15 protein-coding genes are annotated in these 14,180 nt (G+C 74.9%); 11 read left to right on the top strand and 4 right to left on the bottom strand.

Annotated elements, in window-relative coordinates:
* Positions 1-311: 311 nt before the first annotated feature.
* Complete coding sequence (locus tag ACIF6F_RS33700; RefSeq protein WP_399956047.1) at positions 312-698, top strand: transposase domain-containing protein; 387 nt, start codon at positions 312-314, stop codon at positions 696-698.
* A 2-nt stretch (positions 699-700) separates the two neighbouring features.
* On the opposite strand, the gene ACIF6F_RS33695 is transcribed toward ACIF6F_RS33700, so the two are convergent.
* The gene (locus ACIF6F_RS33695; RefSeq protein WP_399956221.1) at positions 701-1,705 is read right to left on the bottom strand and encodes an IS4 family transposase; all 1,005 of its coding nucleotides are present in this window, start codon (positions 1,703-1,705) and stop codon (positions 701-703) included.
* Here ACIF6F_RS33695 and ACIF6F_RS33690 point away from each other — a divergent pair.
* Both ACIF6F_RS33690 and ACIF6F_RS33685 read left to right on the top strand, forming a co-directional pair.
* The gene (locus tag ACIF6F_RS33690) at positions 1,659-2,957 is read left to right on the top strand and encodes an MFS transporter (RefSeq protein WP_399956218.1); all 1,299 of its coding nucleotides are present in this window, start codon (positions 1,659-1,661) and stop codon (positions 2,955-2,957) included. The genes ACIF6F_RS33695 and ACIF6F_RS33690 overlap by 47 nt on opposite strands.
* Before the next feature lie 26 nt (positions 2,958-2,983).
* Positions 2,984-4,174: an anhydro-N-acetylmuramic acid kinase gene (locus ACIF6F_RS33685; RefSeq protein WP_399956044.1), complete on the top strand. Its 1,191-nt coding sequence runs from the start codon at positions 2,984-2,986 to the stop codon at positions 4,172-4,174.
* Between the two features lie 21 nt (positions 4,175-4,195).
* Here ACIF6F_RS33685 and ACIF6F_RS33680 read toward each other — a convergent pair whose 3' ends face one another.
* Positions 4,196-4,966: an SDR family NAD(P)-dependent oxidoreductase gene (locus ACIF6F_RS33680; protein WP_399956041.1), complete on the bottom strand. Its 771-nt coding sequence runs from the start codon at positions 4,964-4,966 to the stop codon at positions 4,196-4,198.
* A gap of 262 nt (positions 4,967-5,228) precedes the next feature.
* Here ACIF6F_RS33680 and ACIF6F_RS33675 point away from each other — a divergent pair, with 262 nt between their 5' ends.
* From ACIF6F_RS33675 to ACIF6F_RS33645, 7 genes are all read left to right on the top strand, one after another.
* Positions 5,229-5,894 (top strand): class I SAM-dependent methyltransferase, encoded by a 666-nt coding sequence (locus ACIF6F_RS33675; protein ID WP_399956037.1) that lies wholly within the window; start codon positions 5,229-5,231, stop codon positions 5,892-5,894.
* Between the two features lie 79 nt (positions 5,895-5,973).
* The gene (locus ACIF6F_RS33670) at positions 5,974-6,567 is read left to right on the top strand and encodes a hypothetical protein (protein WP_399956034.1); all 594 of its coding nucleotides are present in this window, start codon (positions 5,974-5,976) and stop codon (positions 6,565-6,567) included.
* Positions 6,568-6,742: 175 nt separating this feature from the next.
* Complete coding sequence (locus ACIF6F_RS33665; protein WP_399956032.1) at positions 6,743-7,168, top strand: MmpS family transport accessory protein; 426 nt, start codon at positions 6,743-6,745, stop codon at positions 7,166-7,168.
* A gap of 68 nt (positions 7,169-7,236) precedes the next feature.
* Positions 7,237-7,809: a GNAT family N-acetyltransferase gene (locus tag ACIF6F_RS33660; protein WP_399956028.1), complete on the top strand. Its 573-nt coding sequence runs from the start codon at positions 7,237-7,239 to the stop codon at positions 7,807-7,809.
* A gap of 68 nt (positions 7,810-7,877) precedes the next feature.
* Positions 7,878-8,126: a hypothetical protein gene (locus tag ACIF6F_RS33655; RefSeq protein WP_399956024.1), complete on the top strand. Its 249-nt coding sequence runs from the start codon at positions 7,878-7,880 to the stop codon at positions 8,124-8,126.
* A gap of 97 nt (positions 8,127-8,223) precedes the next feature.
* Positions 8,224-8,754, top strand: coding sequence for a GNAT family N-acetyltransferase (locus ACIF6F_RS33650; RefSeq protein WP_399956021.1), 531 nt, complete (start codon positions 8,224-8,226; stop codon positions 8,752-8,754).
* 175 nt (positions 8,755-8,929) lie between these two features.
* Positions 8,930-9,340: a VOC family protein gene (locus ACIF6F_RS33645; RefSeq protein ID WP_399956017.1), complete on the top strand. Its 411-nt coding sequence runs from the start codon at positions 8,930-8,932 to the stop codon at positions 9,338-9,340.
* 99 nt (positions 9,341-9,439) lie between these two features.
* Here the strand turns inward: ACIF6F_RS33645 and ACIF6F_RS33640 are convergent, their stop codons facing one another.
* A complete protein-coding gene (locus tag ACIF6F_RS33640) occupies positions 9,440-11,665 on the bottom strand; it encodes a SpoIIE family protein phosphatase (RefSeq protein ID WP_399956215.1) in 2,226 nt (741 codons plus the stop codon).
* A gap of 615 nt (positions 11,666-12,280) precedes the next feature.
* On the bottom strand, positions 12,281-12,889 hold the full coding sequence (locus ACIF6F_RS33635) for a DinB family protein (protein WP_399956212.1): 609 nt from the start codon (positions 12,887-12,889) through the stop codon (positions 12,281-12,283).
* Positions 12,890-13,057: 168 nt separating this feature from the next.
* Between ACIF6F_RS33635 and ACIF6F_RS33630 the strand changes: the two genes are divergently transcribed.
* Positions 13,058-13,927, top strand: a complete 870-nt coding sequence (locus ACIF6F_RS33630; protein ID WP_399956209.1) for an oxygenase MpaB family protein — start codon at positions 13,058-13,060, stop codon at positions 13,925-13,927.
* The last annotated feature ends 253 nt before the right edge of the window (positions 13,928-14,180 follow it).

Below are 14,180 nucleotides of genomic sequence, written 5' to 3'. Positions count from 1 at the left end.
TCCACGCTGCCGTCCGCCACCGGCCGGTCCGCCGGGCGCCGGGCCCTGGTCGCGGGCGGCTCGGGCAACTTCGTCGAGTGGTACGAGTTCGGCGTCCACCTCTGATCTTGGCCAGTGCTCCGCCCTTTAGGGCAAGGCCGTGAAGTTAGGGGTGTTTGCGCTGGTGGGGCGGTGGCTTTGGTGATGGCCTGACGCAGGAAGCGGAGCCCCGGTAGAACTGACAGTCGACCAAGACATGTCGTTCACACAGACCGGAGGCTCCGCTGTCGGGCCAGTGTGTCATCAGCCGCGAGATCGCGGTAGCCGCAGGCGTGTTCGCGCCCGGCCATCTGGGCGGGCTGACGCAGATCGTGCCGTTCGAGATGGTCGACGCGGTGCTTGCCGAGACCGGAGCGGCCCAGCAACGGCTGCGAAAGCTCCCGGCCAGGGTGGTGGTCTACCTCCTGCTGGCCGCCGCGCTGTTCGAGGAATGCGGCTATACGGCCGTGTGGTCCAAGCTCACCGCCGCGCTGGACGCTCTGCCGATACCGAAGGTCACCGCGACGGCCTTATGGCATGCCCGTGCCCGCCTCGGTGTCCGCCCGCTGCGGGCCCTGTTCGACCTCCTGCGCGGGCCGGCGTCCGCGATCCGCACCACCGGGGCCCGCTTCAGCGGCCTGCTCGTCGTCGCGGCCTTGCCCTTTAGGGCAAGGCCGTGAAGTTAAGGGCTGATCGGTCCTGGCAAGAGGATGTTGACGCTGAGGGTGGCTTTGTAGGTGCGGCGGTCGACGCGGAGGCTTTTGTAGGCGTAGCGGGACAGGGGGCGTTTGACGGCGCGGGGGCTGACGCGCAGGCGGCGGGCGGGCATGGGCTGGTCGAGAACGGCCCGGCCGATGGCGCCGACGAGGTCGATCACTGTGTCGGCGATTACGCCTGCGGCCTGTATGACCTGGTCACGGGCGGTCTGGAGGGCGATGCTGAAGCTGGCCCGGTCAGGGTCGATGCGGGCGGTGCCGGTGGCGTCGGTGAGGGCGATTCTGATCACTTGGTAGGCGGTCAGCAGGGCGTAGACCTCCTGCGCGATGCCCGGCAGCGTGCGGGCCCGCAGCACACGTCGGCCGAGCATGGTCTTCTTCAGCGCGTAGTAGGCCGATTCCACCTCCCACCTCTCGTGGTAGAGCTTGACCAGCTCGGAGGCTGGATGAGCGCGGGTATCGAGCAGGGTGGTCGCCAGGCGGTAGACGCCCGTGTGGGCTCCGGCCGTGGTGGCGATGGTGATCTCGCACTCGATGACGCGGACATCCACCGGGCCGATCCTCGACAGGAACGAGCCGTCTGGCAGGCGGCGCAGGACGGGCGGCTTGCGGAGGGCGGAGAGCCGGGCCAGGAAGGCTGCTCCGGTGTCGGTGACCGCCTGGAGGAAGGTGTTGGTGGCGAAGCCGCGGTCCAGCAGGACGATCATGCCGGGGTGCAGGGAGCGTGCCAGACGTTGTCCGTAGGTGGTCTCACCCTGGGTGCGGGGGCCGAAGGCGGCGTCGATGACGGCGCGGGTGCCGCAGGCGACCAGGGCGGTCAGGCAGATCTGGGGGTATCCGGACGCGGCGGTGTACTGGTTGGAGCCCTTGCCCAGGGCCTGCCGGGTGGCCGGATCATCGGGTACGTCGAGGTAGGTGCCGTCGATCGCGACGACGAGCAGGCCGCTGAAGCGGGCCCCGGTGGTGCGGATCGCGGACGCCGGCCCGCGCAGGAGGTCGAACAGGGCCCGCAGCGGGCGGCCTTGTCCTTTAGGGCGGAGAGGATGTCAAGGGTACTTCGCCCCGGTCCTGGCCGCCGCCTTCTTCCCGGCCGCGGGCGGGGGCGGCTCCGGGCCGTTGGTCGCCACCTATGCCGCCCTCGCCTTCTTCTTCCGCCCCCTCGGTGCGCTGCTCCTCGGCCGGCTGGGCGACCGCGTCGGGCGGCGGCCCGCGCTCGTCACCGCCGTCACGCTGATGACGCTCGCCACCACCGCCATCGGCCTGCTGCCCACCCACGCGGCCGCGGGCGTCGCGGCGCCCGTCGCGCTCACCGCCCTGCGGGTGCTCCAGGGGATCTCCGCGGGCGGCGAGTTCGGGGGAGCGGTGTCCGTCCTGACGGAGTTCGCCCCGCCGGGCCGCCGCGGCCGGTACGGGTCCTGGCAGTCCTGCACCGTGGCGCTGGGCCTGCTGGCCGGCGCGGGTACGGCGGCCGTGCTCGCTGTCGTGCTGCCCGAGGCCGCCCTGTACGCGTGGGGGTGGCGCGTCGCCTTCCTGCTCGCCCTGCCCCTCGGTCTGGCGGCCCTGGTGCTGCGGCTGCGGCTGCCGGAGACCCCGGAGTTCCGCGCGGACCCCGGCGCGTGCCCGGACCGGCGGCTGCGGCCGCGCGACGTGCTGCTCGGTGCCGGGAGGATCGTCGGCTGGTCGGGGGCGGGGTACGCCTTCCTCGTCGTGCTCCCCTCCCACCTCCAGACCGCGCTCGGCGCCTCGTACCGGGACGCGCTGCTCGCCACCGTCCGCGCCAACACCGCCTTCGCCGCCGCGATCGTGCCCGCCGGCGTCCTGAGCGACCGGATCGGGCGGCGGGCCGTGCTGCTGACCGGGACCGTGCTGGTGATCGTGCTGGCCGTACCGCTGTTCGCGGTCCTCCGCGACCCCGGACAGCCCGCTGCCGCCAAGGGTGCGGCCGTGCTGGTCGCGGGCGCCCCCGTCGGGCTGCTGGCCGGCCCGGGCCCGGCCATGCTGGCCGAGATGTTCCCGGCCCGGGTGCGCTGCACCGGACTCGGTACGGCGTACGCGCTTGCCAACGCCCTGTTCGCCGGCTGCGCGGGGCTGGTCATCACCAGGACCGCCGAGTGGACCGGCCGCACCGACATCCCCGCCCTGTATGCGGCCGGAGCCTGCGCCCTCAGCCTGCCCGCCCTCTGCACGCTGGGCCGCGACGACCACCGGCGGCCGCTGCGATGAGTCCCCCTGCCACCCCGGGAGCCCCCGTGCGCGTGATCGGCATGATGTCCGGCACCTCCTGCGACGCGATCGACGCCGACGCCGCGGAACTCGTCGCCGAGGACGGTGCCCTGCGCCTCACCCCGCTCGGCATGGTCAGCCGCCCGTACCCGCCCGGCCTCCAGGACCTCCTGCTCCGGGCGCTGGCGCCCGACGGCGCGGTGACGATGGGCGAGGTGTGCCGACTGGACACCCTCATCGGCCGGGCCTTCGCCGAGACCGCCGTCCTCGCCGACCGCGAACTGTGCGGCGGCACCGCCGACCTCGTCGCCTCGCACGGCCAGACCGTGCACCACTGGGCGGAGGACGGCCGCGTGCACGGCACCCTCCAACTCGGCCAGCCCGCCTGGATCGCCGAGGCCACCGGCCGCCCGGTCGTCGCCGACTTCCGGCCCCGCGACATCGCGGCCGGCGGCCAGGGCGCGCCCCTGGTCAGCCTGGTGGACCTGCTGTGGCTCCGGGGCCGGCCGGGCGTACCCGTGGCGCTGAACGTCGGCGGCATCGCCAACCTCACGGCACTCCCGCCCGGCGGCCCGCCGGTGGCCTTCGACACCGGCCCCGGCAACACCCTCATCGACACGGCCGTACGGGAGCTGACCGGCGGGCGCCTCGGCCACGACGTGGACGGCCGGATCGCTGCGGCGGGGGAGTGCGACGAGCGGCTCCTGGAGGTCCTGCTCGCCGAGCCGTATTACCGTCTGCCGCCGCCCAAGACGACGGGCCGGGAGCTGTTCCACGGCGGCCACCTGCGCGCCGCCCTGGCCGCGGCCGGCCTCCCGGGTCCGTCCCCGGACGTGGTCGCCACCCTCACCCTGCTCACCGCCAGGACCGTGGCCCGGGCGGTGCACCCGCTCGGCGTCACCGAGGTGATCCTCTCGGGCGGCGGGTCCCGCAACCCGGTGCTCACCGCCGGGCTGCGCCGGGAACTGGGCGCCGCCGCACTCCGCACGTCCGACGAACTCGGCCTCCCCGCACAGGCGAAGGAGGCCTACGCCTTCGCCGTACTCGGGTTCCTCACGCTCCTGGGGCTGCCGGGCAACGCACCGCCCTGTACGGGCGCGTCGGGCCCCCGCGTCCTCGGCTCCCTCACCCCCGGCCGCCACCCGCTCCGCCTGCCGCCCGCGGTACGGGCGGAGCCCCGTGCGCTCGTCATCACCCCGGGCGGCACGGCCCCTTGAGGGCCCCGTCCGACGCCCGGCCTACTGGGCCAGGTACCCGCCGTCCACCGGCAGGACCGCCCCCGTGATGAACGAGGCGGCGTCCGAGGCCAGGAAGGCGATGGCCCGGGCGACCTCGTCCGGCTCGCCGAGGCGGCCGGCCGGGTGCATGGCGACGACGTGCTCGAGGTACTCGGGGCCGCCCGGCTCGTCGTCCAGCCGCTGCACCCGCTCGGTGCGGATCGTGCCGGGCGCGACCGCGTTGACCCGGATGCCGCGTGCCGCCCACTCGACGGCCAGGTGCTTCGTGAGGCCCGTGGCGACGAACTTCGCGGGCCCGTAGGCGGCCTGCCGCGCCTGGCCCGCCAGACCGGACACGGACGACACGCAGACCACCGCCCCGCCCGAACCCTGCGCCGTCATCTGGGCGATGGCGTACTTGCAGGTCAGGAACATGCCCCGGCCGTCGACCGCCATCACCCGGTCCCAGTCCTCGGCGCTGGTCTCCAGGACGTCCGAGAGCGGGATGATCCCGGCGTTCGCCACCAGTACGTCCAGCCGCCCGTGCTCCCGTACCGCGGTGCCGACCATCCGCTCGGCGTCCGCGGCGTCCGACACGTCCCCGACGACCACCACCGGCGCGTGGACCGCGCCCGCGCACTCCCGCCGCAGCGACTCCAGTCCCTCGGCGTCCACGTCGGAGGCCGTGACGCGGGCCCCCATCCGGGCGAACAGCCCGGCCGTGGCCCGCCCGATGCCACTGGCCGCGCCGGTGACCAGACACGACGCACCGGTGAGACGGAACAGCTCCACCACACACCACCCTCCATGCCCCCCGGACACCCCTTGCCGGCACGGCAACGACGGCTGGAGCGCCGGGGTTACCCCGGTCGCCGCACGCCGCCCGGGCCGGGTGCCGGTCTGCCTCCGTTGGGGTGGGCCGGCGGTGCGGCCGGCTTCGGACGGGGGCGGGGTGTGGTAGGTGCTGGGCCGTCAGATGGTGGCCGGTGCGGTGGTGCAGTAGTGCAGTGGTGCAGCGCTGCAAGTGGTGTCGCGTGAGTGTGGGGAGTGTGCGGTGGACGAGCAGGGTGCGATGTCGGCGGCCGAGGTCTTCGACGGGCTGGGCGGCGAGTACGAGCGGGCCTTTGCCCGGCTGCCCGGGCAGGACGCGGCACTGGACTGGTTGGTGGACCGGCTGCCGGCCGGGGCCGCCGTGCTGGACGTCGGCTCCGGCACCGGGCGGCCCGTCGCCGCCGTCCTCGCCCGGGCCGGCTGCCGCGTGACCGGCATCGACGTCTCGCCGGCCATGGTCGGCCTCGCCCGCGCCCAGGTGCCGGACGCCACCTTCGAGCTGGCCGACGTCCGCACGTACCGCCCGGGCCGGCGGTTCGACGCCGTCTGTGCGTTCTTCCCGCTGCTCGTCATGTCGTACGAGGACGTGACGTCCTCCCTGGAGCGCATCGCCTCCTGGATCGAGCCCGGCGGCTACCTGCTGTTCGCCACCGTCCCCGGCGACCTGCGCGACGCGCCGATCACCTGGATGGGCCGGCAGATGAACGTCAGCAGCCTCACCGCCGAGGACTACCTCGCCCGGATGGAGCGCCTCGGCCTGACCGTGCTGCACCGGCACACCGCCGTCTTCCAGCCCGACAGCCCGGTCGCCGGACCCGAGGAGCACCTCTTCGTCCGCGCGCACCGCCCCGGCTCCGGCATCCCGCAGGACGCCGAGCGCCGTCCGTGACCCCGGTGCGCTGGGCCGTTGGGGTGGTCGTCGCGGACCGCACGTAACGCGCCCCGCTGCACGTGGCGTTGAGCGGATCATGCGAACCCTCATCACCACGGCCCTGGCCGCCGCGAGCGCAGCGCTGCTCCTCGCCCCGGCCGCCCCCACCCCCGCGCACGCCGCGGACCTCGACAGCGGCCTGTACGGGGAGTGCTGGGACGCGAAGGGCAGCTGGCCGTGCACCGTCCTGGTGGCCGTCGCCGGCAGCGAGCGGCGGTACGGCCCGGCACACCAGGAGGGCGACGTGTACGTCAACTGCACCCGGCAGACGGTGGAACGCCAGCGCTCGCTGAGCGGTACGCGGCCCGGGCGCGCCGACTTCGCCGCGGGCAAGGCGGCCAACGGGACGCGCAGGCCCACCCGCTTCACCTGGAGCGAGTACACGGACCGGTCCCTCAACGAGCAGGTCAGGCCCGGCGAGGCGTCGTGGGTCGAGGTGGAGCACGCGAGCGAGTCCGGCACGGCCACCTTCACCGTGACCGACGGCGACGGGCGCGCCCAGACCCTCACCGGCACCTTCGACGGCCCGGCCCGTGGCCTGCCGGACCGCGTCTACCAGCGCACCGGCCCGCTGACGGACGCCGAGCGCGAGAGGTGCCGCGCCGACCGGCCCACCGGGGCGGTCCGCTGACCGCAGGCGCTCAGCCCGCGGGTGCTCGCCGTGGCGCCCGGCACCGAGCTGCGCCGGCTCGGCCACTCCGGGGTGCCGGGCCGGTTCGACGGCGAGCACCAGTTCCGGTTTGACTTTACGGATCTTTTGCGATTGCGTACGCGTGTCGTCTTGATCGCTCCCTAAGGAACACCCCGTGCTCAGCTCCAGGCCCGCCCGTACCGCCCTCGTCGCCGCCGCCCTTCTGGTCGGTGTGACCGCCTGCTCCGCCTCCGAGGCCACCAGCCAGGTCGACAAGGCGATCGACAAGGCGGTCGACGAGACCTACGAGGTGACGTACGAGGTGACCGGCAAGGGCGTGGAGTACATCGAGTTCGCGGCCGGCGGCGGCACGGCCACCGCCCCGAAGATGGAGACCGTCAAGGGCGCCGCGCTCCCGTGGAAGAAGACGGTCACGCTGCGCGGAATCATGCCCGCCTCGGTCATGCCCGTCGCCGCCGACGTCACCGGCGCCCAGGTCGCGTGCAAGATCACCTACAAGGGCAAGGTGATCGCCGAGCAGACCGCCCAGGGCCTCGCGACCGCCGGCGCCTGCGTCGCGGTGTCTCCGATCGCAAACTGACCGGTCCCGCCCAGGGGCACCCAGGCCCCCCTGCCCCCGCTCGGCGCGGGGCGTGGCAGGGTGGGCGCATGAGCATCGAAGTGCGCCCGGCGACGGTCTTCGAGGACGTGCGGACCCTGGTCGGGCCGAAGTCACCGGACGCCAACGTCTGCTGGTGCCTCAGCTACCGCATCCCCGCCAAGCTCAACAACGAGCTGCGGGGCCCGGCCCGCGGCGAGTACGTCGCCGGGCTGTGCCGCACCGACCCGCCGCCCGGCGTGATCGCCTACGACGGCGACGAGCCGGTCGGCTGGGCCGCCGTCGCCCCGCGCTCCGCCACCTCCTTCGACCGCAGCCGCAAGATCCCGCACGTCGACGACCTGCCCGTCTGGTCGCTCTGGTGCATCCGCGTCCGCCCCGGCCACCGCAAGCAGGGCATCTCGCACGCCCTCATCGCCGGCGCCGTCGAATTCGCCCGCGCCCACGGCGCCCCGGCCGTCGAGGCCTACCCCCTCGACAACGGCGACGCGAAGGTCGACCTCACCATGGCCTACGCCGGACTGCGCCGGAACTTCGAGCGGGCCGGCTTCACCCACGCCGCCGACACCACCTCGGTCCTGGCGGGCCACCCCCGCGTCGTGATGCGCCTCGACCTCCGGTGACGCGTGACGCGGTGTGACGCCCGCCCTCTCGGGGTGCGAGCAGGCGGGGTGGGCCCGACGCTGGTGCCATGAGCACGAAGCAGCGTGTGGTGGTCTACCCGCCCGAGGAAGGCGGCGGGCGCCGGGTACGGGTCAACGGCGGGCTGCTCGGCCCGGTGTACGGGACCGAGGACCTCATCCTCCTCCTGGAGCGGTCGGGCCTGCACCGGGACGACATCTACCTGGAGGACCCCCTCCTCGTCGACTGGCGCGGCGGCGGCCCCGACGTGTGGGCCGCGGAACCGCCCCCGGTACCGGGCCACGCCACGGGCTCGTGACGTGCCGGGGGCCCGGGACGTCACGAGCCGCGCCCTCGGTCGCCACCGGACCGGTGCCGCGTCCGCCGGTCCGAGGGACGCGGCCTGGACTCCGGCCGTGGACGACAGCACGAACGGCATACGGATCCGCCCGGGCGGCCCGGACGACGCCCCCGCCATCCTGGACATGCTCGACGGGGCGGTGGCCTGGATGAACGCCCGGGGCAACACCGGGCAGTGGGGCACCACCCCGTACTCGCAGAAGCCCGGCGGCCCGGCCAGGGTCCTGCGGTACACCACCGAGAACGCCCCGTACGTCGCGGAACGGGACGGCACCCCGGTCGGCGCCCTCGTGCTGGACTCCGGCCCCAGCCCCCTGTTGCCGATCCCGCCGGCCGGTGAACCCGAGCGGTACGTCCGGTTGTTGGTCACCGACCGCAGCCAGGCGGGCCGGGGCATCGGGGCCGCCCTGCTGGCCCGTGCCGCCGAAGAGACCCGCCGGGCCGGGGTGGACCTGCTGCGCGTCGACTGCTGGGCGGGCGGCGGGGGCGAACTGGTCGCCTGGTACCGGCGCAACGGCTTCACCCCCACCGAGTCCTTCGACTCCGACGGCTGGCCGGGCCAGGTGCTGGCCCGGCGGGTGGGTTGAGGCCGGCTGTCCGGCCGGGCTGTGCTGCGCTTGGCGGGTGGGTTGAGGCCGGCTGTCCGGCCGGGCACCACCGCGCGGTCCGTCCGGACGGACCGCGGGCCACCGGAACGACACGCCCGCGCACGGGCCGGGGCGGAGGAGCGGGGGGCGGCCGGCCCCGCCTAGCCTGGGCCGCATGGACATCAGCATCAACACCACCTCCCTCCCGCACCTCGACCCGGACGCCTCCCTGGTCTTCTACCGCGACGTGCTCGGGTTCGAAGTACGGGGCGACGTCGGCCAGGGCACGATGCGCTGGATCACGGTCGGCCCCGCCGACCAGCCGGGTGTCAGCATCCTGCTGACGCCGCCGGCCGCCGATCCCGGGATCACCGAGGCCGAGCGCCGCACCATCTCGGAGATGATGGCCAAGGGCACCTTCGGCTGGATCCTGCTGGCCACCCGCGATCTGGACGCCACCTTCGCGAAGGTCAAGGACGCCGACGCCGAGGTCGTCCAGGAGCCGACCGAGCAGCCGTACGGCATCCGCGACTGCGCCTTCCGCGACCCGGCGGGCAACCTCATCCGCATCCAGGAAGTCCGTTGAGCCTTCACGCCGACCGGCTCTGAGGGCGCGGAGGGCGTGGAAGGCGCGGGGGCGGGGAGGGCGCGGAGGCGCGGAGGGCGCGGAGGGCGAAGCCGGTGGTCAGTCCAGGCCCGTGGCGGTCGCCCGCATCAGCAACAGGGCGATGTCGTCGGTGTGGTGGCCGCCGGGACGGGCGTGCCCCAGGAGCCTGTCGAGCAGCCCGTCGAGCTCCTCGCCGTCGTGCGCCGCGAGGATCCCGGCGAGCTCCGCGGCGACCCGGTCGGGGTCGGTCCCGGGGGACTCGACCAGCCCGTCCGTGTAGAAGGCGAGCGTGGTGCCCGGGGTGAGGTCCAGCACCGTGACCGGGTACGAGAAGCCCGGCGCGATCCCGAGGAGCGGGCCGGGGTCGAGGTCCACCACGGAGGCGGGCCGGCCCGGCCGGGCGAGCAGCGGAGGCGGGTGCCCCGCGCCGGCCAGCCGCACCTCGTGGCGGGCCAGGTCGACGTGTCCGTACAGGCAGGACACCAGCAGGTCGGTCTCCAGGTCGGCCAGCACGCGGTCCACCCGGGCCAGCACCTCGTCCGGCGGATCTCCCGCCGTGGCGTGGATCGCGGTGCGCACCTGCCCCATCAGAGCGGCGGCGGCCACGTTGTGCCCCTGTACGTCGCCGATGACCGCCGCCGCGGCGTCCGGCCCGAGCCGGATCAGGTCGTAGAAGTCGCCGCCCACGTCCATGCCGTGACTGGCGGGCAGGTAGCGCGCGGCGGCCGCCAGGCCCGGGAGGGCGGGCACGCTGCGCGGCAGGAGCGCCTGCTGGAGGCCGCGGGCCAGGTCGTGCGTGGCGTCGTACAACCGGGCCCGGTCCAGGGCCTGGGCGACCAGACCGGCCAGTGAGGTGAGCGCGGCGCGCTCGTCGGCGCTGAAGACGTGCGGCCGCTCGTACGAGAGGATGCAGGCGCCGACGGGCCGGCCGGAGACGAGCAGCGGCAGGAAGGCCCACGCCTGCTTGCCGCTGAGCTGCGGGGCGGTCGGGTAACGGCGGGCCATCTCGCGCGCGTCGGCGAAGAACGACGGGGTGCCCGTGGCCAGTACGTGTCCCGCGGGGGTGAGGAGCGTGTCCAGCGGCAGGCCGTCGAGGCGGTCGATGGTCTCGCGGTCGTAGCCGTGGTGGCCGGTGATCTTCAGACGTCCGGCTTCGGCGGCCGACAGCACCAGGCCGTCCGCGCCGAACGCGGGCAGCACCTGGTCGGCGACCAGGTCCACCACGTCGCGGACGGCCAATGCCTCGGTCAGCGCCGATGCCAGGTGCAGCAGCTGGTACAGCCGGCCCGCCCGGGCGCCGCCGGGCGTCGGGGGCAGGGCCTCCGCCGCCGTATCCGCGCTTTCGGCGGCCGGGGGTGCGACGGGGGTGGGGCTCGGGCTGGGGCTCGGGCCAGGGCTGGGGCTGGGGCTGGGGCTGGGGCTGGGTTCCGGTTTCGGGTCTGGTTCTGGTTCTGGTTTGGGTTTGGGGTCTGGTTCCGGTTCGGGTTCCGGTTCGTGGCCGCGGGTGATCCGTACGCTGATCCCGCTCGCGTCCGGGTACAGCTGGAAGCGGAGCCAGGTCTCGGGCGGCCGACGGGCGCTGAAGGCCACCGGATCCCGGCTGATCACCGCGGTCCGGTAGTGGTCCTCGACGACCGCGTCGTCCAGCCATGGCAGGGAGTGCCAGGGCCGGGTGCCGAGCAGCCGGTCGGCTCCGCGGCCCAGCAGCTCTTCCGCCTGCCCGCTCAGGAAGGTGATCCGGCCCTCCAGGTCCAGCCCCAGCGCCCCTTCGGGCAGGCGCTCGGTGTAGTCGGCGGCGGCTTGCAGGGCTTGGCCGCCGGCCGGTCGGAGCGCCGTACCGGTCGGCACCCGGCGGGGGGTTTCCGGCACTGCGGGCGGCGGTACCGCGTCGTCCAGGAACCTGGCCACCCGCCGCGCGGCCTGGGCGATGTGGCTCTGCTCGCGCCGGCTGGCCGTCGCCGGGTGGCTGGCCGGCCACAGCAGAAGCAGCGCACCCCAGCACCGGTTCCGGCCGGGCAGCGGGGCTGCGGCGAGCGCGAACCGGTACGGGAGACGGGCGGCGGCACGTGGGTAACCCCGGGCCATCTCGTCCTGGGAACCCACCCACACCAGCCGGTCCTCGCGCACCGCCTCGGCCACCGGGACCGGCGCGTCCAACGGCAGCCGGCGCCAGGGCCACGCCACCTCGGACGGCACGCCGCACACCACGGCGAGCCCCAGTTCCCCGCCCGCCCCGCGCGCCCTGTCCAGCAGGTACACCCCGCCCGCGGAGGCCCCGGTCCGGCGCACGGTGTCGGCGAGCAGCTCGTCGAACGCCCCGTCCCCGGCTGCTGGTCCGCGCGGCGCCTCGTCGACCGGTGGCCGGTCGACCGGCGAGAGGGCGTCCGGGGAGTGATCGTCCGGCGAGAGGGCGTCCGGGGAGAGGGCGTCCGGCGAGTGATCGTCCGGTGACCGGTCGTCGGAGGCCGCTGCCTGCGGGCTCTGGCCGCCCGGGTCGGGCGGGATGCGGTGGGAGGCGTTGGGGGTGGGGTGGGGCGCGATCCGGTGGGAGGCGGTGGGGCCGGGTGGGCCGAGGTTGGGTGTGGGTGGGCGGGGTGGGCTGAGGTCCGGTGCGGCCGGATCGGGCACGGGCGGGTCGGGGAGGGGCGGGTCGGGGAGGGGCGTGGGCCCGGCCTCGTCGGGCCGGTCCGGCGCAGGGCCGTTCACCGTCCGCCTCCGGGGGCTCGGGGGCGGAGCCGGGCCCGGGTCCGGGCCGGAGGCCGGGTCCGGGGTGGCCCCGTCGTCGTACTGCGCGCCGCACGGCTCATCGCTTGCTCCCGGGCGCTCGGTCGCCCTGTTCCCCGTGCGCCTGCCCCGCGCTGCCCGGCCCATGCAGCCCCGGCTGCGATTCCCGGGCCGGCCACCCGCCGGGAACCGGCGTCATGCCCGCCTGTCGGCCTCCCGCGCCACGCGCTCCAGACGGGTCCGGTACTCCTTCCACCAGGCCGTGTCGTCCGACGGGATGCTGGTGTTGCCCTCGTTCATGCCCACCGCGCCGTCCATCAGCTCGCGGATGATGTCCGCGTGGCCGGCGTGCCGGTGGGTGTCGGAGATCACCCGCACCGCGGCGTGGTGCAGCGTGACCTCGTCCCGCCCCTCCGGCCACCACGGCACCCGGCCGACCGTGTCCAGCGGCAGCGCCTCCAGCGTCGCGTCCGCGTGTGCCCACGCACGCCGGTAGAGGCTCACGACGTCCTCGCGGGACTCCGCGGCCGTCGCCCACATGTCCGCGTTGGCCTCCGCGTCCTCTCCGACCCACGGCAGCGACTCGCCGGACGGCCGCCCGAACGTGTCACCCAGGTAACCCAGTTCCACGCTCGCCGCGTGCTTCACCATGCCCAGCAGGTTGGTCCCGGTCGGCGTCATCGGCCGCCGGACCTCGTACTCGGACAGCCTTTCCAGCTTCCACAGCAGGGCGTCCCGGGCGGACTGGAGGTAGAAGTGCAGGTCGGCCTTGGGGTCGGGGGACTCGGGAGTCGTCAGGGTCATTGGGGTCGTCGGGGTCGTCGGGGTCGTCGGGGTCGTCGGGGTCATCGGTCCAGTCTTCACCCGCCCAAGACCTAGGTTCCACCGGTTTCGCGGAAGCGCCGCTGCCGCACGGGGCTTCCCGGCACCGGCCGTCCGCGCGACACTTGAACCGTGAACCGGTCGGCCGCTCTGTACCGGCTGGCGCCGCCGCGGGCGCGGGACCGCTTGGGCGACGCCCTCTTCCAGCGTGTCGCCGGCCCCTCGGGCCCGGAGAACCGGCAGCGCATCCACGGCACGCCCGGCCCGCGCTGGTTCGGGCCCGACGAGCCGATCCGCCGCGTGCACGGCGACGCCTCCATGTTCGTGGGCGGGCTGAGTGCGCTGCTCCTGCAGTCCCTGCACCCCCTGGCGATGGCCGCGGTGGCGGCCCACTCCGGCTACCGCGGCGACCCCTGGGGCCGGCTCCAGCGCACCAGCACCTTCCTCGCCTACACCACCTACGGGACCGCCGAGGACGCTCAGCGCGCGGTGGACGGCGTACGGGCGGTTCACGAGCGGGTCCGCGGTCGCACCCCCGGGGGCGAACCGTACCGGGCCGGCGACCCCCACCTGCTCGAATGGGTGCACATCGCCGAGGTGGACAGCTTCCTGCGGGCCCACCAGCGGTACGGCGCCCGGCGCCTGGACGCGGCCGAGTGCGACGCGTACGTGGCGGCTGCCGGCCGGGTCGGGGAGGCGCTGGGCGTCGTACGCCCGCCCCGTACGACGGCCGAGCTGGCCCGTCGCCTCGACGCGTACCGGCCTGAGCTCCGCGGCACCGACGAGGCCCGTGCCGCCGCCCGATTCATCCTGCTCAGGCCGCCGCTGCCGTGGCCGGCGCGCGTCCCCTACGGGATGCTCGCGGCGGCCGCGGTGGCCCTGCTGCCGCCCTGGGCCCGGGCACCCCTGGGCCTGCCCCTGCTGCCGCGGGCCGAGCGGTGGTGCGTACGGCCGGCGGGCGCGGCGGTGACCGCCACCATCCGCTGGGCCATGAGTCCGCCGCCTGCGTCGGCTGGGTGATCGTGCGGGGGGGTAATGGGGGAGGGAGAGGAGGGGGGAGGAGGCTGGGGGTGGGGTTGTGAGGTTGGTACGCGCAGGCCGGGTGCGTTGCGCGGCCGGCGCCCACTGGGCCCACCGAAGCCTGCTTCGGGGGTGGGTCGTGTGGTGTGTGGGTCCCTTCGGTGCTTGACCCGTCGTGGCCTGCAGGCCCAGCGGCAGGCCCACCCCTGGGGCAAGGGGCTTCGCCCTGGCCTTCGGCCACCCCAGGCCCGGG

Source organism: Streptomyces sp. NPDC086023, from assembly GCF_044540325.1.
Taxonomy (GTDB): Bacteria; Actinomycetota; Actinomycetes; order Streptomycetales; family Streptomycetaceae; genus Streptomyces.
The sequence above is the reverse complement of the archived record's forward strand: the minus strand, read 5'-3'. Positions and strand labels throughout refer to the sequence as shown.